We start from the raw sequence: 21,850 nt of genomic DNA, 5'->3' as shown, positions 1-21,850 counted from the left end.
TTGATTGTTTATTCTTCTCTTAATGCTTCTATTGGTTTTATACTAGTTGCTTTAAATGCAGGAATTAACCCGATTAAAGTTCCTAAAATCACTAATATTATTAATGCTACAAATACAACGGCTATTGATACGGATGCATTTACAAGAGAGGCTTCTGCCCCCTGGCCATAAAGTGTATCTATTAAAATTAAAATCCACCCTCCTGATATAATTCCTATAACCCCCGCCATTAATGTTAAGAAAACCGCTTCTATAACTATTTGTCTCTTAATTTCAAAAGGTGTTGCTCCTAAGGCTCTTCTTACCCCAATTTCTTTAGTTCGTTCTTTAATCGTTATAAGCAAAATATTACCTATAGCAAATACCCCTGCTATTAATGTTGTGATACCTACAAACCAGGTTAAAAATTGCATGCCTATTAAAAAACCCGTTACTTTCGCAAACTCCTTACCTAAATTAAAACTACCAAAAGCACGATTATCTTTAGGATGAATTTTATTCAAATTCTTAAGCAATAATTTGGCATCGGCTTCTATTTGTTTAATATTATATTCTGGTTTTCCTGTTATCATCATCCAACCTATCTCATCACCTCGATTATATATTTGTTGAAACGTAGTAAATGGAATATGCATATCTGTTGATGGCCCCATATTTACATTACCATTTTTAAATATGCCAATGACCTTAAAACTCATACCATTAATTTGCACATACTCTCCAATAGCATTTTCGTCTTTTTCAAATAGTTGTTTGTATGTGTCTTCAGATAATAGCACTACTTTTTTATCAAAATCAATATCATTTTGATTTATAAACCTTCCGTGAATCAGTTTTTTCTTTTGTACTTGATCTAGCAAAGGATAATCGCCTGTCATTTGAAAACTGCCTGAAAGAAATTTTCGAACTACTGTTGCTTGATCCTGGTTTCTTGGCACCACAAACTCGATTCCTTCAACGTTTTCCTCTACTTTTTTTGCGTCTGTTAATGAGAGTCTGACTTTTCGACCTTCTTGAAATCCCTTAAATGGTTTACTTGTATTTTGCCCCCAGACAAAAACACTATTGGTCGCAAAATCACCAAATAAACGATTAAAACTATTTTCTAAACCTCTAGCAGAACCCAATAAAACGATTAATAGTAATATTCCCCACCAAACGCCTACCATTGTTAAAACAGACCTTAGTTTGTTTTTATTAAAGCTATCGAAAACTTCTTGCCAGGTATCTCTATCAAATAAAAACTTAAACATATTAATCGTTTCTTAATGCTACAATGGGTTTTATTTTTGATGCTCGTTTTGCAGGAAAGTAGCCCGCAAAGGTTCCTGCAATTATTAAGGTAATAGTTGCCCCAACTACTAAACTAGTACTCACTGAAGGATCTTTTATAAAATATGTTTTTAGACTAGGCCCAATCCATTCCAGCACCCCCATTCCAATTAATAGCCCCATGTACCCTGCAATTGTAGTTATGATAATACACTCTATTAAAATAATTGAAACAATAGACCTGGGAGATGCTCCTAATGCCTTCCGAATCCCAATTTCCTTAGTACGTTCTTTTACGATAAAGATCATAATATTGCTAATTCCCACAACACCTGCTATAAGTGTTCCAGAACCAATAATGAAAATAATAATACCAAGAATAAAACTGAATTGTTGAACATTCTTAGATGCTTCAGCCATATTTCGAACTCTTATTGCCCGCTGATCATTTTTCGCTACCGAAAAACGCTCCTTCATTTTTTTCTTAATCTGGTTTCCGAAAGCCAATGCCTGATCATAATTCATTTCCGGATTATAGGTTAGATTTATTTGGTTTATATAATCATTATTACCATAAATATGCTGTGCTGTAGAAATTGGCATATAAATTAAACGTTCTTCATTATCACCACCGTCATCTGTAAAAACACCAACAACTCTATATTGAATTCCACTAAGGTTTATATACTTACCCAAAGCTGTTGTTTTTGTAAACAAATCTTCTTCTACTAGTCTACCTATAACAACTACTTTAGTCTTGTTTTTTACATCATTTTGATTAATGTATCGCCCCTCTTTTATCATGGTTTTTTCTAAAAACTGATGATCTGGATGGACTGCCCTTAAACTATAGCTACTTTGTTCATTTCGATATGATGCTTGAACATTTCTATAAAGACGAGCAGTAATAAACTCTACTTTATTTCCAAATTCCTCTTTTACATAATCAAAATCTTTATTTCTAAACTTAATAGCCCTACCTGCTTGCAAACCTTTATGGGCTTTAGTTGTTCTACCTGAGTTTATAAAAATTGAATTTGTAGCGTCATCTTTAAAGGCCTCGGCAAATGTATTTTGTAGACCATTTGAAATACCAAAAAGAATGGCGAATAATAATATCGCAAATGTTACCGTAAAACCAGACAGCAAACTTCTGGTTCTATTCATATTAATACTTTGAAATATTTCCCGCCAGAGGTCTAAATCAAACATACTGTTCTGCTCTTACTTGTTCTACCTTTTTGTCTTCCATTATAACACCATCTCGCAAACGAACTATACGTTTACACATATTAGCGATATCTTCTTCGTGTGTTACCATTAAAATGGTTTTACCTTCGTCGTTTAACTTTTGGATAAACGCCATGATTTCATAAGACGTTTTTGTATCTAATGCTCCTGTTGGTTCATCTGCTAATAGCAGCTTAGGGTTTGCTGCCAAGGCCCTAGCTATGGCAACACGCTGATTTTGACCTCCAGAAAGTTCTTTAGGTAAATGATTCGCCCAGTCTGCTAAGCCCACCTTTTCTAAATGAAACAAGGCTTTTTCCTGACGTTCTTTTCGTTTCATTCCCTGATAGTATAGAGGTAGTGCTACATTTTCAAGAGCATTCTTATAATTGATAAGATTGAAAGACTGGAAAATGAATCCTAAAAATTTGTTTCTATATACAGCTGCTTTTTTTTCGGTAAGATCTTTTATAGGTAACCCATCTAGTATATAATCGCCAGAATCGGCTTCGTCTAACATACCTATTATATTAAGTAATGTAGATTTACCTGAACCCGAAGATCCCATGATTGCTACCATTTCCCCTTCTTCAACTTGAAGGTCTATACCTTTTAAAACATGTAAACTAGAATCACCTATTGGATAGGATTTGTGCAGCTGATTAATTTTTAACATTTCTTGATTGATTAGAGTAAGCTATTAAGCTTTACAGTTAGACTTCAAAGACAAAGAAATGTTACAAAAATTGTTCCGAAAAGTTTTTATTATTTTTTTAACGTACTGTATTTCTTATAAATAAAATATCCTAATCCCCCCATAAGAATATATGGAATGGCCATTAAATATACGATACCATCATTGATACCTTCTGCTGCTGTTTGTCCTTCTTCACTTTCTAAAACAGCACGACACATAGCACATTGGGCATTTGCCTCGAGAAACAAGAGAAAAGAAAAAAGGAAAAAGAGGATTTTTTGTTTCATATTTTACATTTATAACTTATTACATCGCTTAAGCACAAGTCGCTTAGAATAACACTAAGGTAAAGTTTACAGATCCCGCCCTTAAGCGGGATTAATTCAACCAGCTACTTCAAGAAGCAGGTACTGCGAACTTGAAGTAGGGTTTCATTAATAATACGGTGAAATCATTATATAAACTATTACTCCAGTTATAGCGACATATAACCATAACGGAAATGTTATTCTTGCTATTCTTTTATGTTTTTCAATATTATTCGTAATCGCTCTAACATAAGTAATTAGTACAAATGGAATAACAATGATCGACAATAAAATGTGTGTTAACAATATAAAATAGTAGATATATTTAATAGCGCCTTCGCCTCCAAACTTAGTAGAATCGCTAGTCATATGGTAAGCGACATACATCGCTAAGAATGATACTGAAAGTATAATGGCAAACTTCATTAATTTTTCATGTGTAGCTCTATTTCCTTTTTTAATTTGATATACAGCAAACATTAAAACCAATGCCGTTACTCCATTTATTGATGCATAAATTGGTGGTAAAAATGTTAATGGTTCAACATTTGGAATTTTCACCCCAAACAAAATAGCTACAACAATTGGTATTAATACGGATAATACTACTATTAATTTATTGTATTTTTTATCGTCTATAATTTCTTTTTCTATACTCATTATATTATAATTATGTGATTCTAACACTTCGACTTGTTTCAACTACACTCATTACAAACCATTTAAATAACATTGCTCCCTAAACAAAAGAAACTGCTATGTCATTCAGAAAAAGACACGACTGAAGAGCCTAAGTAACATGGAACAGAAAGATTCTTCGCTGCGCTCTGAATGGCATCAATTATTCACTAAGCAACTTTTTAATATCTTCTTTTAATGCACTAATTTCTTCTTTTACGCCCTCATCATCAACCTGTTCTGCCTCAGAAACAATACCTCTATAATAAATAATAGGATTGCCAAAATTATCTTTCCTCGACCGAATAAATCCGTTTTTATCAATTAAAGCGAAATTACCTGAATGCTCAAAACCACCTAATACATCTTCTTCTTCGGCAGTGTATAAATTAAACCCTTTATTTGATAGTTCATAAATGGTTTCTTTATCTCCTGTCATTAAATGCCAATTAGGATTTGTAACGCCATATTTATCTGCATAGGCTTTAAGAATTTCTGGGGTATCATAGTCTGGGTTTATAGTGAATGATGCGACACCAAAATCATTAAAATCTTTAAAGGTATTTTGAATTTGAATTAAGTTCTCATTCATTCTAGGACAAATAGTCGGACATGTTGTAAAAAAGAATTCTACAACATAAACCTTGCCTTCATAGTCTTTATTAGTTATCGTTTTTCCATATTGGTTTGTAAAAGAAAAGGCTGGTACTTTTTTGGGTTCACCGTTTATTTTGATAAAAGCTAAATCTGACATGCTTGGCTTTTTATCATTTGCAAAATCACTTCTGCTTTCGTTTCTAATAATATCTTTATTAGAAATTCTATCTACAATTTTGGGAATGAAAATAATGCCAAAAACCAGAATGATAAATGCAATTCCTATATATGAATAGTTCGTTTTTTTACTCATCTTTTATATTTTACAGAATAGGTTTCACATTTCGACTGCGCTCAGTGTGACACGCTCAACCTGACAGTTTTTTAATTAGTAGCTGTTTCTTTTAAATCGCTTGCCCTTCTTGTATCAGAATTGAACTCTCCTTTTCTTTTTTGTCTATATTCAGTAAATAAAATACGCATGTCTTCGCTCATTTTATTTTTTATTTCTGCTACTTCAATACAATCATAAGAATTTAAACCGTAGACAGACCGCTTCTTTTCTAGCTCATTATCTGTCCTATCGTCAATGCGTCCACGTTGATTTAAATCTTTATCAACAATAAATACATGATCTGTATCCAAACTTTCAGAAAGTTCTATTTTACTTTTTAAGCTAAAAAACAGCTTCTGAATGTTACTAGATTCTCCAAAGATAAAATGCCAAAACCTTAAATCTTCATACCCACTAATCTCTGCTTTAAGTTTTTGAACAGCAGCCTCAGTTCCTTCTGGCATGACTATAACTATTTGAAATCGTTTAAAACCTTTAAACTTATCGTAGACCAGCTCTTTTAAATTAGATGCAGTCGTGGCTTTATTTAAAGGAGTATTGCCAAAAAAGCCTAAGACTGTAATATGATCTTTTAAAAGTATTTGTTCTTCTGAATCTGAAGAAAATTGTTGTAAATCTAAAACCGATTCGTTTACTATATCTAGTGGTGTATAGTTATGAGTCGCAGGATATAAGAACAATAAAAATGTTACGGGTAGAAAAAACAAAACTCCCAAAACTACATACCGACTAACTTTTTTATAATCCATTAAATAACAATATTTATATAAAAATATAATGTTTGCAAAAATAAAAAAAGACGGTTTAAAACCGTCTTTATATCTCTATTTTAACACTTGATGATCTACACTGTAAGCTCAAAACAAATAGTTAAAAATCTCTTTTTATAAATCCATCTTTATATACGTCGAACACGTAACCGCCTTCTTGTAACAAAATAAATATTAGATATAGAATTAAGAATATAGCAGTCCAGACAACCATACGTCTTAAAGATTTTAACTCGTCACGCATATGCATGAAATCCCAAGTAATATAATATGCTTTTACAATAGTTAAAATAATGAATATCCAGTTTAAGGCTTTCATTCCTAAAACTTGTCCCATTAAACTTTCTGGTTTCAAAATACCTAATACAACCTCTACGGCTGTTACAATACTTAGAAAGATTAAAACGCCCCATATTTTTTGAGTATTCGATTTAAACTTAATTAAACCTCTAAATATTGCTAATTTATGTTCGTGTGCCATTTTTTATGCTTTTTTAGATTTCCTTTTCAAGGAAATGAAAAATATAATTTTCTATAATTAAACCAGGTAAAAGAATGTAAATACAAATACCCAAACTAAATCTACAAAGTGCCAGTATAACCCCACTTTTTCTACCATTTCGTAGTTTTTACGTCTCTCGTAAGTTCCTAAAATCACATTAAAGAAAATAATGATGTTTATAATAACTCCAGAAAATACGTGGAAACCGTGAAAACCAGTTATAAAGAAAAAGAAGTCTGCAAATAAAGGTGAACCGTATTCATTAACATGTAAATTAGCGCCTTCAACAACAACTTTTCCATTGTCCTTTATCTGTTTTAACGACTCGGCTCTAGATAAAATAGTTTTTTCACCTGCTTCATTAATGATCTGCGTTCTTACTAAAACATTGTCGTGAGCTTCTAAGCCATGCATAACTTCTTCAACAGTATATGTTGGCAATGTTCCTTCAGAAACAAACCATAAACCACTTTTACGCTCATGTTGTGTTCTGTCTGCATGTGAATCGGCTACAACAAAATCTCTTAATGCAACCCTATGTCCTTCTGTATCTACAAACTGTAAAATATTACCTCCTTTAGTTTGTACAGCTCCATAATCACCTTTAATAAATGTTCCCCATTCCCAAGCTTGAGAGCCTACGAATATTAAACCACCAATAATGGTTAAAAACATATAAATAGTAACTTTAGCTTTATTTAAATGATGTCCAGCATCTACCGCTAATACCATCGTTACAGATGACATAATAAGAATAAACGTCATAAAAGCCACATAATACATAGGTGCATTTACACCATGTAAAAAAGGAAAGTGCGTAAACACTTCATCGGCTATTGGCCATGAATCAATAAACTTAAATCTTGAAAATCCATAGGCTGCTAAAAACCCAGAGAATGTTAAAGCATCCGAAACGATGAAAAACCACATCATCATTTTACCATAACTTGCGTTTAGAGGCTTTGTTGCTCCCCCCCAAGTTTTACCTTCTGTTCCAGTATTTACAACTGTAGTACTCATATATAATGGTTGTTTTTTAAAAGTTGCACAAAAATAATCAATTTATTCATCTAATAAAACATCCAACACTAAATTATACATACTTCAAAAAAAAGCTACTTTGGATGTTACATGAGACTTTTAGAAATCAATAAAAATCATCGAATGAAATATAAAAACAAAAAGAGATAAACCCATAGTATATCTATAAAATGCCAAAAGGTTGCTGCAAGTTCTAAGCCAAGCATTTTCGTCGCATCATACTTTTGTTTAAAATGATTATAAATTACTACCAACAAACAAATTAACCCAACAACCACGTGCAAAATATGCACTATGGCTATTAAATAAATATAAGACATGGTTACGTTACTGGTTGGTCCAGTAAAATTATAACCTAAATCTATTATTTGCTGAAAGCCTGAAAATTGATTAAAAATAAAAATAGCGCCTAAAATAAGTGTTACAAATAACCAAAGTGTCGTCATGTTTCTATTTCCACTTTTTAAAGCTTTTTTAGCTAAAATGAAAGATATACTACTAATAACTATCACCACGGTACTTATTAAAAAAGCATTAGGCAATACAAAATCTTTTAACCAATCTGGTCTGGAGCTACTTACAATAAAAGCACTTGTCCATCCCATAAAAGACATAATTAGTGAAATGATACCAAACCAAAGCATCATTTTTTTCGCTCTATTATTTTTTTCTTCTTGTGTTCCTTGAGTTAAATCCATGGTTATCTTATAAATTTATCTATTACATACACTATTTGAACAAGTGTTATATAGGAAACACTAGCTAACATGAGTTGTTTTGCTGCTTTTTCAGTCATTTCTTTAAACAATCGAATGGCATAATACAACATACCTAATCCTAAAATAAAAACTAATATGGCAGCAACAATTGATAATTGTAATGTCCCTGTAAATCCAAATACGGGGATAATAGACACTAGTAATGTCCAAATGGTATACATAATAGTTTGTACCGCCGTTCCTTTATCTTGCTTTCCTGTTGGCAGCATAAAGAATCCTCCTTTTTTATAATCATCAAACAAAAACCAACCAATTGCCCAAAAGTGAGGGAATTGCCAAAAAAACTGTAAAGCGAATAAGGTGCCTGGTTCTATCCCAAAATCATCTGTAGCGGCCACCCATCCTAACATAAAAGGGATGGCTCCTGGAATAGCACCTACGAAAACAGCCAGCGGTGTTTTAGTTTTTAAAGGCGTGTATACACAGGTGTATAAAAATATTGAAATAGCACCAAACATGGCCGTTTGCTTGTTGATGGTGTATAGAATAATAACACCTAATAAAGTAAAAAGAGATGCTATGATGAATGCCGTGGTTACAGACATCCGCCCAGCTGGAATAGGCCTATTCTGAGTACGCTTCATTAAGGCGTCCAGGTCTTTTTCAATAATTTGATTAAAAGCATTCGATGCCCCTACCATAAAATAGCCTCCAAATGCTAATAGTGTTAACGTTTTAAAATCGACAGTATCAACCCCCAATAAATAACCTGCCAACGATGAAAAAACCACACTTAATGCTAACCGCATTTTAGTGATCTCTTTAAAATCTGAAATAACAGAAGGTGTTGCTAATGAAGATTTTGAATTGCTCAATGTTATATTTGCTCTACGGCTTTTAATTGCGAGTGCAAATATACTCTATAAAAGCATTTTGAGCAATGGTATGCGTATTTTTAATATCGTTTATCTAACGACCTCATTTTTAATTCAATTTTGAAGCTATTAAAATTTATTACAGAAGGACAAAAACTTTCCTAAGAAGGATTAGCAGCTCAGAGAGAAGGAAGGGAATAAACGTTCAATGAAGCAATGTTTAAAATAAAGAAGCATCAAACTTAAAGTAATACCAAACTTTTAGGTTTAATTTATAAGATTCCTGCCTTCGCAGGAATTAGAAATCGAAATACCAATTAAACAGATCGGTTCTAAGACCAAAATTAAACCAAACGGTATTGCTTTTAAAGGTTGCTGTAGTTTCTGCTTCAGGATTAAAGTCTCTAAAACTAATATCTGCAAACACCTTTAGATTGGATGCTGGATTAATAAGGTAACCTGCTTGTAAATTACCGTTAAACGTTTTGGTTTTTATACCTTGCCCTACTTCAACACCAGTATCAAAAGGTCTTTCATTATAATCTCTATAGATATCACCTCCGTAACTAAAATTATCTGTTCCATCGTTAAAATCTAATCCGCGGATACCATAAATAAGTTTTGCATCGGCAAACCAACGTTTGTAACGGTAACGTCCAATTAAAATAGCTTCACTAAAATTTGCGCCCCATAAGTGGGCCATCGATTGATTATTATGCGCATAATTTAGCACTATAGTGTTATGTGAATATGTATAAGGCCTCACTCTATTATACTCAAATTGTAATAATAAATTATCAACCTTAAAAGCATTAAAATATTTAACCCCCAATTGGTAGCCAAACTTATTTTTCCAACTTTTTTCACCGGCCTTAACATCACTAAGTGAAAATTCATCTAAAATAAATTGACCGTATATATTTATGTTATCGTTCCATTTATATTTGGCCGACGCACCAAGAAGTGCATTCCCTGCTCCTTGTCCTGTTTCAAACTCTATGGCTCTATAAAAGATAATAGGATTTATATAATTTATATCGAAACCTCTATCGTTAGAGTTTGTCCAAAGTACCGATTCAAATAATCCGACATTTAATCGTTTGGATACATTCCAACTTAAATAATGGTTTGCGATATACTTAGTTAAAAATGCTTTATCGGCTACAACTTCTGGTCTTACATCTTTTAACCACATCCAAGTGCTGGTATATTTTATTTTCCAAAACTTGGTGTTTAACTTTAAAAATGGATGGGGACTTGTTACATCGCTAAGTAATAATGACCGATACCCATCGCCTATAAAATTTTTACCATGTCCAAATTGAACATTTATAAATTTTGCCGGTGAGTAGGATAAATAAGCTTCTGCTACCGGATAATCGTAAGAATCCGTTTTAAAACGCTTGGCAATACCACGACCCGGAATAATGGCAGGATCTGGACCAAAAGCTTTTAAGCTTTCGGCGTATTGATTTACATATTGAGCAAATCTACCTTGACTTTCAAATACTGATGTATAAAAATTAAAATTTTTCCCTAAGCCTCCTTGAACTAGTATACCTCTTGTATTATTGTATGTGGAACTAAAATCAGCATCGGTATCTTTACCCACTTGTAAATCGAATATTGGGTCGACTGTAAACCAATAGTCTTTACCTTGTAATTGTACTAAATGTTCATTCCAAAGTTTTCTTCCTACCCAGGTATCTGTTTCTTTTTTTAATTTTTCTTTTTCGGCCTTAAAATCGTAGTATTTGGAAACCTCATCGTACATAAATGGTTTTGAAGCTGTATGGCTATTAGTTCCCACAAGATTCATACTTCTATCAAATCTTGAATAGTCGCTATGTGTAAACTGGATGTTTAATTGGCTCTCGTAAGCTTTATCTTCAAAAGTTCTTAAATCGGCATTAACATTATCAAATTCGGCTTTTGATTGCTGTTCTAGTTTAGATATGGTATTCTCTTTTGCTAAGTCTTGTGTTTTCACGGATTGATTAACTAAAGGAATCTTTATAGGTAACGCATATTGCTTATACGTTTTTCTACTATTATAAGTAGCTGGTTTTATTTTTGGTAAAGTTGAAAATACACGTTTGGTTTCTTCCTTTAATTCCTTGTAAATAGCGTCAATGTAAATAACTCTAAATTGCCCTATGGTATCTACTTCAAAAAGAACAACAACTTCTCCTTTATATTTTTCATCATGGACCCTTTGAGGCTCCTTAAAATTCTTATAAATATGTTCGAATACATTTCTATCAAAACATTGTTGTAAAGAATCAATGACTACATTTTCACAGTTTGGAAAAACAGGTGGTTTTTCGGCTAAAAAGGTATCTTGTGAATAACTGTTGTATTGAACTAAAAGTAGAAACAGTAGAATGAATCTCTTCATGAAAATAGGTTAATATTTATTTGTGCAGAAAGATACTATATTTTTTTAGATTGCTAATTCACAAAAAAGTTCTAATCTATTTCTAAATACTTACATCATTAATGTTCGAATAAGACATTAAGACCGCTTCAGTATTAGAAACGAGAACAAAGACTTGATAAATAATTAACTGATAAACAGAAAAACAAACGAATTTTCTTTTCTGCAAACCAGAATGACCCTGAAACAATTTCAGGTCAAGAAAAAACCGCTATCTATAAAATGATAACGGTTCTAAGACTATTAAATTATGTATTATTAGTTATGTACATCAAATACTATTGGTAATGTATAAGTTACCCCTACATTTTTGTTTTGTTGTTTCGCTGGTGTCATTTCTGGGATAATGTTAATAATCCGTTCAGCTTCTTTTTCTAAACCAGGATGTGGGGCTCTAATTCTAATATCGGTAATCTTACCGTTTTTATCTATTTTAAATAAAGTACGTATAACTTGCCTTCCAGAAAGTCCAAATTCACTTCCCAAATCTGTATCAAATTTTCTTTGGATGAGTTTGTCTATTTTTTTCGACATACACTTTCGTCTTTCATCGTTCGATTTTTTCTTTTCACAACCAGGATAGATTGGTACTACTTGAACTAGGTTAACAGGTATAAACACCTCTACTGGCGGCTTATCTACTAAATTTATGTCATCTGGGTCTATTGGTGGATTTGTGTTTACAATTGGATCTAATGGTTTATCTATCACAGGGTCTACAGGAGTATCGTCTGGTACTTCTACATAAGTATTCGATTGCTTCTTCTGTTTTTGCTCAATAGGTTCTTTAATAGTTGGAAGCTCAGGTTTTACTATTGGAATATCGATACTATAAGGCTCATCTAACGGAGGATCTCCACCATAAGTTGGAACATTAGTTTCAAACTTCATCTCTAACAAGCCAAAGACTGCCAGTAGACATACAATTAACCCTATTTGAAAGTAAAGGGTCGTGTTTTTTTGTAAATTTGCATCATGCTTTTGTGATTTTTTCACGAGTTTCTCATTTTGCCGAATGAGTTCGTGAGTTTTCTTTTGATTACTCATAATAATTATAGTATAAATGTTAATATTATGATAAAAACACAATAAGCGTACCAAAAAAAGAAATCCCGTTACAAGTTTTGTAACGGGATTTTATATTTGGTTTCCCACCTTACTGAAACAAATTCAGCACAAGTCGTGGGAATGACAATTTCAATGGAAACCTTGAGAAAATACCATCAAGGAATTATTTTCAATTAATCTTGTACTTGGAAAATTATTGGTAACGAATATGGAACGTTTACAGGTTTTCCACGTTGTTTTCCTGGCTTCATTTTTGGCAATAGACCAATAACACGCGTTGCTTCTTTTTCTAAACCTGGATGCGGTGCTCTTGCACGAATACCAGTAATATTACCAGTTTTATCTATTTTAAAAATCACATTGATACGCTGTCTTCCTGATAGCCCTAAGTCACTAGCTAATTCTGTATTGAATTTTCTATTAACAAATTGTGCTATTTTTTTAGACATACAATCTCTTTTCTTAGTATTGTTTTTCTCTTTCTCACACCCTGGAAAAACAGGTACATTTTCAATTACTGAAAACGGTACATCTATATCTTCATCTACTTCCTCTACTTCTACTTCCTCTACCTCAACAATCTCAGTCTCTTGATCAACTTCTGTAGATTCTATAACTGTTTCTTCTATTTCAACTTCATCTTCAACAATCTCAATTACTTCTGGTGCTGCTGGTGGAGGTGGTGGAGGTGGAGGTGTTTGTATTTGTTCAGTAATTGGGATTTCTTCTTCCAATTCTTCATCCATATCGACCATTCCTATATCTGTATCGGACTTATCATACGTTTTATAATTAATAGCATAGTTTGTTAAAAATAACATTAATGCTAAACCAATAGCGAAGTAAAGTGAACTGTTACGTCCAACATTAGCTTTGGGATTTTTTTTAGATTCCATAATTTATATCATTTATCAAGATTGCTAAAATAACTATTTATTTATAAAAAAAGCAAGTGTTTATGCGTTTTTAACGCTCAAATTACTTTTAAACCACATTACAACTGACGCCAATAAAGCACCAAGGGTATTTGCTACAGCATCGTAAACATCCAAGCTTCTTGAAACTGTAATACTTTCCTGTAATACCTCAATAATTATACCGAAAAAAACAGAAAGGACAACAGCAAAAACTATGGCCTTTTTACTTTTAAGTTTAAATGAATACAAAAACGTATAAAACCATAAAATGGTTAAAACAAAATAGGCAAAAAAGTGAAACACTTTGTCTCCAAAAGAAATACCTATATCTGGAACGTTATTAAGCTTAATTAAACTAACTGTAATTAAAGCCAACGAATATATTATGGTTATTATAGGTGTTAGCTTTTTAAGCACCTATCAATGCTTTGTAATCATCATCAGACATAAGTCCTTCTACTTGGGAAAGATCTGAACATTTTAATTTTATCATCCAACCATTACCGTAAGGGTCACTATTTACTTTTTCTGGTTCATCTTCTAAAGACTCATTAAATTCTATAATTTCACCAGATAAAGGTAAAAACAAGTCTGATACCGTTTTAACTGCTTCAACTGTTCCAAAAATTTCTTCTGCATCCAATGTTTCATCAACAGTCTCTACTTCTACATATACAATATCTCCTAATTCACTTTGTGCAAAGTCTGTAATACCTATAGTTGCAACATCACCTTCGATTTTGATCCATTCGTGATCTTTGGTGTATTTTAATTCTGATGGAATATTCATAGTATTAATTTAAATTCATTTATTTAACAAATGTATTTATTCAAATCTTAAATTCAAATAGATTATCTAATAAAAAACATGATGATTTCACTTATTTAAATGAAAAATGATGTATAAATGATTATTGTTAGAAATTACTTATTTAACAGATCTGATTTTAAGTAAAGAAATTAATGTTTTTTAGACTCATTTTTCTAATTTAATTCCCAAAATTATACCTGAGAGTAAAACCAGAACGGATAGTGGTTTGTGGAAATGCTGTAGAGATAGCATATTCTGAAAACGAGTAATCAAAATAAAAGAGCGCTGTTAAGTTTTTACTAAACGCATAATCTGCAGAATATTTTACACCCCAAATTGTTTGTCCGGATGTTACTTGATTATTCTCCAGATCCAAATATCTAATAATCGTTTTATTATCTCTAACAGAGATATCCGCCTTCATATTTAAATCACTTACCACACGCTTTCTTGGTCCTGCTAATTTAGAGCGTATTTTTAAATCTTTAATTCTATACCCTAAACCTATAATATACTCATTCCCTTGCACCTCGGTCATTAAATTATTATCAAAACTTAGTGATAACAATCTGTCTTTTCTAACTTCTGCTAAGATTTTAACGGAGTTCTTCATTTCAAAATCAAGCCTAACCAAAGGACTAAACATCTCTGCTAAGTTAATGTTACTTAACAAACGTTCATTTTTATAATTACCTGATTGATCTTTAGTATTAAGTGCCTGATTATCGTAATCTAAAGTTGGATCTATAGCCTCAAAATCTAAATTAGATTGAAATTGGTTTATTGTATATGTTGAACGGTACCCATGTGTCAATGAAAAACGTTTAAAATTCTTTTTAAACCATTTAAATTTCATAAAACCAGAATACTTTAAATCCCAATTAGGGATAGGCATATCCCTAAATGCTCCTAGTTTTACACTACTGGCATCTTGACCAGAATAGGCTGCTAAAAAAGCGGGCAACAATACTGCTTGACTGGTTTTTCCATAGCCTTTTGGATAACCATTTAAATCATCATCTTCAAAATTAGATGGGAGATTCATATTAACTCCATTTCTCGCAGCTAATCTCCTAGCTATTATAAGTCTGTTTGCCTTAAAATCATTAAAAGCTTCAGAAGTAGTTTCGTCGCTTTTACTAAACGCTGTTTTTAATAAAACAGTTGATATATTAAAATTACCAAAGGTATTCGGGGTTAGCGACTCATATTCATAAGTATCTCCATTTTCAGTAACTTTAAAGTTTTCGGTATAATTTTCAAGGTAGCTACGACTTCCTACAATGTCAATTTTTAAACTTTTTACAGGCTCTAAACTGGCAGATATATCAAGTTGTTTTGTATTTGTCGCTGTATACTGTTGATTAAATTCAGGAAAAACGGTTAACCAACCTCTTCTTGCTGCAAGATGCCTCACGTCACTTTGACTACCAAATGTAAATGCTGTTGTTGGTTTTAAAGTTCCTACGAAGCCTGGTGTTTGTAAATATCCTGGTAAAAATGTTCCGTTATTTTCTGAATAATTAACTTGAATTCTTTTTATACTTGTTAAAATATCTATACCAGCATTTAATAGTTTTGTAACTGATTGATTTTTCACTTTTGGCGGTGCTTTTTTCTTTCCATCTGGTCCTGGTGGCGCGCCACCATTTGAAGCAGATCTGGATCGCACTCTTTTTATAGGTCTTTTTACCAATCCAATATATTTATACAACTTTTTCATATCTAAAGTTGAATTAATATTATGAACACTTGAATTTGAAATAGTATTTCCTAAATCATATGTGGTATTAGGGTCATCTGGCAATGTGATATCACCATATAAATCTGATCCTTTTTGCCATTGAAAATCGCCTGTGTATTGATAAGTTGCATTAAGAAAACTAAATGTTGGTATTTTATTAATTGGCAACTGGTAGGTGACTCCTAAATTTTGACTTTGTCTGTTTGGATCCCCAAAATCCAAGAGGCCATCCCAAACATCTAATGTTGGATCCTGTTCTCCATTAATAATATTATCTTTAAAATAATTACGTACTATATTATTATTGGCTGCCGTAAAGTTTAATTGTAGCGATTTTGTTAGATTATAATTAATGGTGTATTGAAAATCGAATGTATAGTTTCTTCTAAATAATTCCTCTATACCAATGTTACCTCCTGTGAGATCAACTTCTCTAAACTTTTGTCTATTAAACTGCCTATTAACATCTGTGTTAACCGTGAAGCTTGTTGGCAATAAGTTGACATTAAAGTCTTTTAAAATTTTCCAGTATTTACCTCTAAACAACGAATCACTTTTCTTAAAGGGCTCTATTTCAATTGGATTAAAATTAAATGCATAGTTAGCACCTATTCTCACTGTTTTGTTTACAGAGTTTTCAATCTCAAAATCTCTATGCTCTACTTTATTATATGAATAATTTAAAGTTAAATTCTCTACATCGTAAAAGCGCGGTGTCGCATCTGATGTTCTAACTTTCCTCACTCCAATAAAATTAATGCTTTGTCTTCTGGTATAGTCTTCAGATTGCTCTTTAATCCTATCTCTGTCTTCTTTAGTATCTGCAGCATCTAACCTAGAATCCAGAGTTAAATCTTTGTAAAACTGATCGTACTTAGGTGTTATAAGCTCTTCACTTTGAGCATAGTTAAAAGGCACCTGAACACCCCACTTTTTTGGCAACAATTGTCCAACATTAATATTTGTAACCACATCGTATTGCTGTACATCTTCTAAGCTACGCTGACTTGGTCCTTGTTCAAGCCCTCCAAAACCAGCAGTACTTTTTCTTCCTGTTGCACTTATATTTGCAAAATCTGCAATATTAGTATCTACACTTAATACGGCCGCCCATCCGCCTTCGTTATCTAAATCTGATAAACGGAGTTCGTTAAACCAAACCTGGGTACAAATGTTAGAAGCATCTGTATTTTTAACTCCCACCATAAGTGTTCTAATATCCCCGAAATTCGGATTCCCTTTTATTGCTACACGATGCTGATCTGTTACATAGCCTGCAAATTGGTTATTTACTTCAACTATTTCATCATTAACAACATCATAAAATCTTGGGTCATTATTTGGTAATGGTCCATCTGATATTGCCTGGGCTTTTATTTTTCCTAAAATATCTAATGGCAAATTAATTTCATTTTCATTGGGCCAAACCTCATTGGGGTCTGTTGAATTTCTTTGAGATTTCAATAAAGGAATTTCAATTTGATAATAATTCTCTGTAAGATCATTACCCATTCTAATGAAACCAACTAACCGTCCTCTTCCTCCTTCTCCTTCCGGGAAACCATCACTACCATCATCCTGAGCATGTATAAACATCCTTAAACGTTTATATTGACGCATATCCATACTGATATTTTTAAATGCACCACGAGAATCTTCTGATTCCAAATCGCAAACATTTACAACTAGCGATTGTTCGTTTTGACGTACTACGGTATTATTATTAAATAATTCTTCTGGTTCAACTCCGGGAGGACTCACATATGTTCCATCATCTCCATTTTCAATAGTACCTATAATACCCAATGAAAATTCCGTATCATCATCATTATTATTAGTATCTTCATCTAACGTCTGCTTGTAACGTCTCCAATCACTTCTAACTAAATCTAAAGTACCAAAACGAAATACTGTAGGTTCACTAAATTCTTTTAAATACATTCTAGTAAAACGAATGGATCTAAAATCAGTAATACCTCCAACACGTTTATAAGGGATGTTCTCAGGTGTCGTATTATCATCAAACCTTTCCAAGGGTACATCAACTGGAATTCTAAAAAGATACCATTTAGGGTTAGGGTTTGAGCCGCTATCACCAGAAGTAGTTTCTCCATTAGGGAATCTCCTTGGTTCTGAATTTTTAAAATCAACGATAAATGGGTTTGTATCTAAATTTAAGGTGGCTGGCGTTATTTCCAATTCATATTCAAAATAACTATCAATCGTGTTCATCGTATTATCACGATTAATATCTTCTACATCAGGCTGTGTATTGGCTGCCCTATCTGTATCTGTAAATGTCTCCGGAGTATTCCCTTCAACACCATTGTATTTTTTATAACGCTCGAAGATATTCCCTTCTGTATTTAAAAAATAAGTATAATTATCATTTGATGGATCATCCAACCCTCTAAATGGATCGAATATCGAAGTTAATAAAGGATCTCCATCAATAACCGGAGCTTCATCACTATCGCTATAACCATCATATCCCACATCTTGATTTGTTCGTTCTTCACCAGTAGTATCAAAGGCATAGATTAATGATTGATTTTGTGGCACCACGGTTCCCCATGTTGTGGGCTGTAACAAACTGATGTTACCATCTTGAGGTAATCCATTTTCATATAGTTTTCTACCATCCTTAACAATATCTTCTGAAATATTTCCAAGGTTGAACACTAATTTCCCACCTTGGTTTGTTGGGTTTTCCTGAAAAGGATCCTGTAGCCAGAATTCAATATACTCAACATTTTGTTGCTCAAAATCTGTAGATGTTAATTGCCGGGTAATTCCACCCCAACTATTTTGAGGATTATTTAAAATACCCGTTTCTGCTGAAGACTCAAAATTATATGGTCCTCTTTCTTCTGGATAATACGCCAAATCTAGAGTGAAAAGGACTGTGTTTTGCCCCTGTACCAAATCTCTATCTGGAAATAGCTCGTTTATAAATACGCGACTGGTATATAGGCTAGAGAGGTCATCATCCGATATATCAGAAGGACGCTGACTACTATAAAATATGGGATCTATGCTATACCAGTTTAATAAAGCTCTACCATAACCATTTTGAATACCTGGTCCATCTTCTGGGTCTTCTTGATTATTTCCGTTTATATCAAATGGTCTACTGGATAAAAACCATGATTGCTGAGACTTTAAGTCGATAGCATTTTGCGAACCTTCAAAATCATCAACATAAGACGTGGCTTCTCCATTAAAATCAGTGCCTTTTGGAGCTCCCGGTGCTAAATATGCAAACTCACCTCTTACTGATAAGTTTGATTCTGCATCTGTATCAATATTGGGTAACTTATTAGCTAACCTTGTTAAAAAAGGTACTTTTGTTGAATAATTCCCATTGAATCCAAAGATGGTATTATTTATTGGTTCTGACCCAAAATTTGCCTTTTGGGTAATAGGCCTTTCATTGAGGTTTAAGAGTGTTGCTCCTAATACAAAATTCTCATTAAATTTATGTTCGACGTTTATCCCTGTAAAACGTCTCGTTTGCTGACCAAAAACGGCATTGTTTTCGGTTGAAACTTCAATAGGTGTATTGGATGCTTTTAAAGCCTCATCCAAAATCTGAACGCGCCCTAACTGATAATTTACAGTATAATCGACTCCTTCCACTAAAACACGTCCTCCAGCCGTTACTCTAACAGATCCTCTTGGAACATTAAAAGCACCTAAAGGAATACCATCTCCTCCTGTAGATTTATAACGTCCTTTTAGTCTGAATTTATTTTTCTCAATCTCCTCTAAAGCAGCTGTTTTTGTTTGTTTGTACAGAATATCATAAACGTACTTTTCCTGATTAGGGTTAGTATAGGTTTCCTGATCATAATCAAAATCATTATTATTGGGATTTCCATCATCATCTAATACATCAAATAAATACCTTCCGAATGGCTCTACTTTAGTGAAAATTATTTTTCCATTTTGCGGTAATACGGTAATTCCTGGTATAAAATCAAAAAAGCCATCCCCATTGCTCTGAGGGTCATTATTAAAGTTTAATTTATCTAAGTTAAATAATCTCAATAATGGTGTTTCTATAATGTCTTTATCGTCATTCGGATCGATTGGTGTGTGATTATCAAATGGGGGAAACGTCGTCCCTTCAACAGGCTTGATAAAGTTTAATGGAGAGGCTTCGTTATAAAATATATTAAGTTTAAAATCATCCTGGCTTAAATTAAAAGCACCTGTATCATAGATGTTCTTCATCATTAAATCCCAAACAGGCTGTTCTACACTGGTAACACTACTCTTTAATAGTTTTAATATTAAATTAGAATTCACAACCTGTGTTACCTGACCGGAAGAGTTTTCAGTGACATCGGTGGCATCTACACCATCATTGGCAAATTCTCCTACCTGATATACTTCTCCTCCTAAGGTATATTGAAATGCAACGGCTAAAACCTCATCATTATTTAAACGCTGATTTAATGATATATATCCTAATTCTGAATTTAAAGTATATTCCTGAATATTTATTAATTTTCTGGCGTTTTCTAGTTTTGCATAATCAAATCCTTCTGTTGTTCCCGGTACTGTTATTCCTGCCTGTGCCGTAGCAATATCTCTAATAGCCTCTGTTATCTGAGACCCTGTTGTTGTTCCTCCAATATTAGTTGGATCTAACCCATTATTAGGGTTATTTGGTACAGCTTCTGGTCTAAGAATATTAAGAGCAGGTGCCCCTATTTGAGTGGCAACCGACTCTCCTAAATCCTGAAGTGCTACAATATTTCTAACATTCTCTGTTCTGTTACTTCTATTAGTCACCCAAACCTCAAGTCTTGTAATTTGTAGTCCTCCATTATTTATAAAAGGATAATTAATTAAAGCTTGATCGTATTTACCTCTAAAATATTGTGCTAAAAAGAAGTGCCTATTTTCATCGTAATCTCTAATGAATAAATCAAACTCCTCAACAGTTCCGCCCCCTTGGGCAACTACAGTATTAGCTTGTGATTTTTGTTCGGAAAACACACCTGTAACGGTGGTTTTACCAAATTGCAATTGTGCTTTTACACCAAATAAACTCTGTGCTCCTGTAATTAATGAGCTGTTTAAAGGCATGCTCACATTACCGACTTCAATTTTCTGAATAATATCGTCTTCTGTTGGTGCATATTCCAACTTAATAAGATTTTGAAAATCGAAAGTTGATTGCGTATCATAATTTGCTGTTACTTGCAATCGCGTACCAACTTTTCCTAATAAGCTTAGACTAATTCGTTGGTCAAAATCGAATGTGAAATTGCTCCTGTTTCTAGGTGAAAAGGATGGGTTGTCTTGCTTTGAAAACAAAATCCCTAAATCCATTTCTACAGACCCCTGTGGAATAACCTCTATAGTATTCCCTCCAAAAATAGTTTCAAAAAGACCTGATTTTACATAAAATTCTGGTAAAAGATTTTTTCGTTCATCTTTAGCACCTCCTTTTTTTCCATCAAAAGCATCAATTTTTTCTTTATAGTAGGCTTTTAAATTTTCTTTAGCGACAAAAGCATAGTATTCTTCTGGTGTTAATATAATTGGAAAGTTAATATCAAATTCTCCTATTTTTTCGGTATAGATATATCTGTTGGTAAAAGAATCGTAAGTGTATTTAGATTCTACACTGTTTGGATTTGGTGTTTTTAAGCGCCCTAAACTAAAACCAGTTTTTACTGAATCTTGTTGAACAGGCTGCTGAGACCACGCTATTACTGAGCATAATAGAGCTAAAATTAAAAAAGTACTTCGACTGCACTTAATATGATGACTTTTAACTGATTTATAAAATTTGAGATTAGTTCTATTCAAAGT

At 32.8% G+C, this 21,850-nt stretch carries 17 protein-coding genes; all 17 read right to left on the bottom strand.

Annotation, left to right across the window (positions count from 1 at the left end; all coding sequences use genetic code 11):
* Positions 1-8: 8 nt before the first annotated feature.
* Positions 9-1,253 carry an ABC transporter permease gene (locus Q4Q34_RS09760; RefSeq protein WP_303318643.1) on the bottom strand — a complete coding sequence of 415 codons (1,245 nt, stop codon included), beginning with the start codon at positions 1,251-1,253 and terminating at the stop codon, positions 9-11.
* Between the two features lies 1 nt (position 1,254).
* Positions 1,255-2,484 carry an ABC transporter permease gene (locus Q4Q34_RS09755; RefSeq protein WP_303318644.1) on the bottom strand — a complete coding sequence of 410 codons (1,230 nt, stop codon included), beginning with the start codon at positions 2,482-2,484 and terminating at the stop codon, positions 1,255-1,257.
* Complete coding sequence (locus tag Q4Q34_RS09750) at positions 2,477-3,178, bottom strand: ABC transporter ATP-binding protein (RefSeq protein ID WP_303318645.1); 702 nt, start codon at positions 3,176-3,178, stop codon at positions 2,477-2,479. Before Q4Q34_RS09750 ends, Q4Q34_RS09755 begins: the two co-directional genes overlap by 8 nt.
* An 89-nt stretch (positions 3,179-3,267) precedes the next feature.
* Positions 3,268-3,486: a hypothetical protein gene (locus Q4Q34_RS09745; RefSeq protein WP_303318646.1), complete on the bottom strand. Its 219-nt coding sequence runs from the start codon at positions 3,484-3,486 to the stop codon at positions 3,268-3,270.
* A 147-nt stretch (positions 3,487-3,633) separates the two neighbouring features.
* Positions 3,634-4,167, bottom strand: coding sequence for a DUF420 domain-containing protein (locus Q4Q34_RS09740; RefSeq protein WP_303318647.1), 534 nt, complete (start codon positions 4,165-4,167; stop codon positions 3,634-3,636).
* A gap of 181 nt (positions 4,168-4,348) precedes the next feature.
* Entirely contained in the window at positions 4,349-5,095 is a 747-nt protein-coding gene (locus Q4Q34_RS09735) for an SCO family protein (RefSeq protein ID WP_303318648.1), read from the bottom strand.
* Between the two features lie 71 nt (positions 5,096-5,166).
* A complete protein-coding gene (locus tag Q4Q34_RS09730; protein ID WP_303318649.1) occupies positions 5,167-5,886 on the bottom strand; it encodes a hypothetical protein in 720 nt (239 codons plus the stop codon).
* A gap of 121 nt (positions 5,887-6,007) precedes the next feature.
* Positions 6,008-6,388, bottom strand: a complete 381-nt coding sequence (locus Q4Q34_RS09725; protein ID WP_303318650.1) for a cytochrome C oxidase subunit IV family protein — start codon at positions 6,386-6,388, stop codon at positions 6,008-6,010.
* Positions 6,389-6,445: 57 nt separating this feature from the next.
* Positions 6,446-7,429: a cytochrome c oxidase subunit 3 gene (locus Q4Q34_RS09720; protein WP_303318651.1), complete on the bottom strand. Its 984-nt coding sequence runs from the start codon at positions 7,427-7,429 to the stop codon at positions 6,446-6,448.
* Between the two features lie 137 nt (positions 7,430-7,566).
* Positions 7,567-8,148 (bottom strand): cytochrome c oxidase subunit 3, encoded by a 582-nt coding sequence (locus Q4Q34_RS09715; protein WP_303318652.1) that lies wholly within the window; start codon positions 8,146-8,148, stop codon positions 7,567-7,569.
* A gap of 2 nt (positions 8,149-8,150) precedes the next feature.
* Entirely contained in the window at positions 8,151-9,044 is an 894-nt protein-coding gene (cyoE, locus tag Q4Q34_RS09710) for a heme o synthase (RefSeq protein WP_330444605.1), read from the bottom strand.
* A 298-nt stretch (positions 9,045-9,342) separates the two neighbouring features.
* On the bottom strand, positions 9,343-11,442 hold the full coding sequence (locus Q4Q34_RS09705) for a gliding motility protein RemB (RefSeq protein ID WP_303318653.1): 2,100 nt from the start codon (positions 11,440-11,442) through the stop codon (positions 9,343-9,345).
* A 297-nt stretch (positions 11,443-11,739) separates the two neighbouring features.
* Positions 11,740-12,477 (bottom strand): energy transducer TonB, encoded by a 738-nt coding sequence (locus tag Q4Q34_RS09700; RefSeq protein WP_303318654.1) that lies wholly within the window; start codon positions 12,475-12,477, stop codon positions 11,740-11,742.
* 245 nt (positions 12,478-12,722) lie between these two features.
* Entirely contained in the window at positions 12,723-13,445 is a 723-nt protein-coding gene (locus Q4Q34_RS09695) for an energy transducer TonB (protein ID WP_303318655.1), read from the bottom strand.
* A 60-nt stretch (positions 13,446-13,505) separates the two neighbouring features.
* Positions 13,506-13,883 (bottom strand): VanZ family protein, encoded by a 378-nt coding sequence (locus tag Q4Q34_RS09690; protein ID WP_303318656.1) that lies wholly within the window; start codon positions 13,881-13,883, stop codon positions 13,506-13,508.
* Positions 13,876-14,256, bottom strand: a complete 381-nt coding sequence (gene gcvH, locus Q4Q34_RS09685) for a glycine cleavage system protein GcvH (protein ID WP_303318657.1) — start codon at positions 14,254-14,256, stop codon at positions 13,876-13,878. The genes Q4Q34_RS09690 and gcvH overlap by 8 nt, the downstream gene beginning before the upstream one ends.
* Positions 14,257-14,455: 199 nt before the next feature.
* Entirely contained in the window at positions 14,456-21,847 is a 7,392-nt protein-coding gene (gene sov / locus Q4Q34_RS09680; protein WP_303318658.1) for a T9SS outer membrane translocon Sov/SprA, read from the bottom strand.
* Between the last annotated feature and the right edge of the window lie 3 nt (positions 21,848-21,850).

This window comes from Flavivirga abyssicola, from assembly GCF_030540775.2.
Lineage (GTDB): Bacteria > Bacteroidota > Bacteroidia > Flavobacteriales > Flavobacteriaceae > Flavivirga > Flavivirga abyssicola.
The sequence above is the reverse complement of the archived record's forward strand: the minus strand, read 5'-3'. Positions and strand labels throughout refer to the sequence as shown.

Excerpts from the sequence above, each read along its gene's own strand:
- Q4Q34_RS09755 (WP_303318644.1), bottom strand. The coding sequence starts at position 2,484 with ATGTTTGATTTAGACCTCTGGCGGGAAATATTTCAAAGTATTAATATG.
- Q4Q34_RS09750 (WP_303318645.1), bottom strand. The coding sequence starts at position 3,178 with ATGTTAAAAATTAATCAGCTGCACAAATCCTATCCAATAGGTGATTCT.
- Q4Q34_RS09725 (WP_303318650.1), bottom strand. The coding sequence starts at position 6,388 with ATGGCACACGAACATAAATTAGCAATATTTAGAGGTTTAATTAAGTTT.
- gcvH (WP_303318657.1), bottom strand. The coding sequence starts at position 14,256 with ATGAATATTCCATCAGAATTAAAATACACCAAAGATCACGAATGGATC.
- Q4Q34_RS09735 (WP_303318648.1), bottom strand. The coding sequence starts at position 5,095 with ATGAGTAAAAAAACGAACTATTCATATATAGGAATTGCATTTATCATT.
- Q4Q34_RS09745 (WP_303318646.1), bottom strand. The coding sequence starts at position 3,486 with ATGAAACAAAAAATCCTCTTTTTCCTTTTTTCTTTTCTCTTGTTTCTC.
- Q4Q34_RS09720 (WP_303318651.1), bottom strand. The coding sequence starts at position 7,429 with ATGAGTACTACAGTTGTAAATACTGGAACAGAAGGTAAAACTTGGGGG.
- Q4Q34_RS09730 (WP_303318649.1), bottom strand. The coding sequence starts at position 5,886 with ATGGATTATAAAAAAGTTAGTCGGTATGTAGTTTTGGGAGTTTTGTTT.
- Q4Q34_RS09740 (WP_303318647.1), bottom strand. The coding sequence starts at position 4,167 with ATGAGTATAGAAAAAGAAATTATAGACGATAAAAAATACAATAAATTA.
- Q4Q34_RS09760 (WP_303318643.1), bottom strand. The coding sequence starts at position 1,253 with ATGTTTAAGTTTTTATTTGATAGAGATACCTGGCAAGAAGTTTTCGAT.
- Q4Q34_RS09715 (WP_303318652.1), bottom strand. The coding sequence starts at position 8,148 with ATGGATTTAACTCAAGGAACACAAGAAGAAAAAAATAATAGAGCGAAA.
- Q4Q34_RS09695 (WP_303318655.1), bottom strand. The coding sequence starts at position 13,445 with ATGGAATCTAAAAAAAATCCCAAAGCTAATGTTGGACGTAACAGTTCA.
- Q4Q34_RS09705 (WP_303318653.1), bottom strand. The coding sequence starts at position 11,442 with ATGAAGAGATTCATTCTACTGTTTCTACTTTTAGTTCAATACAACAGT.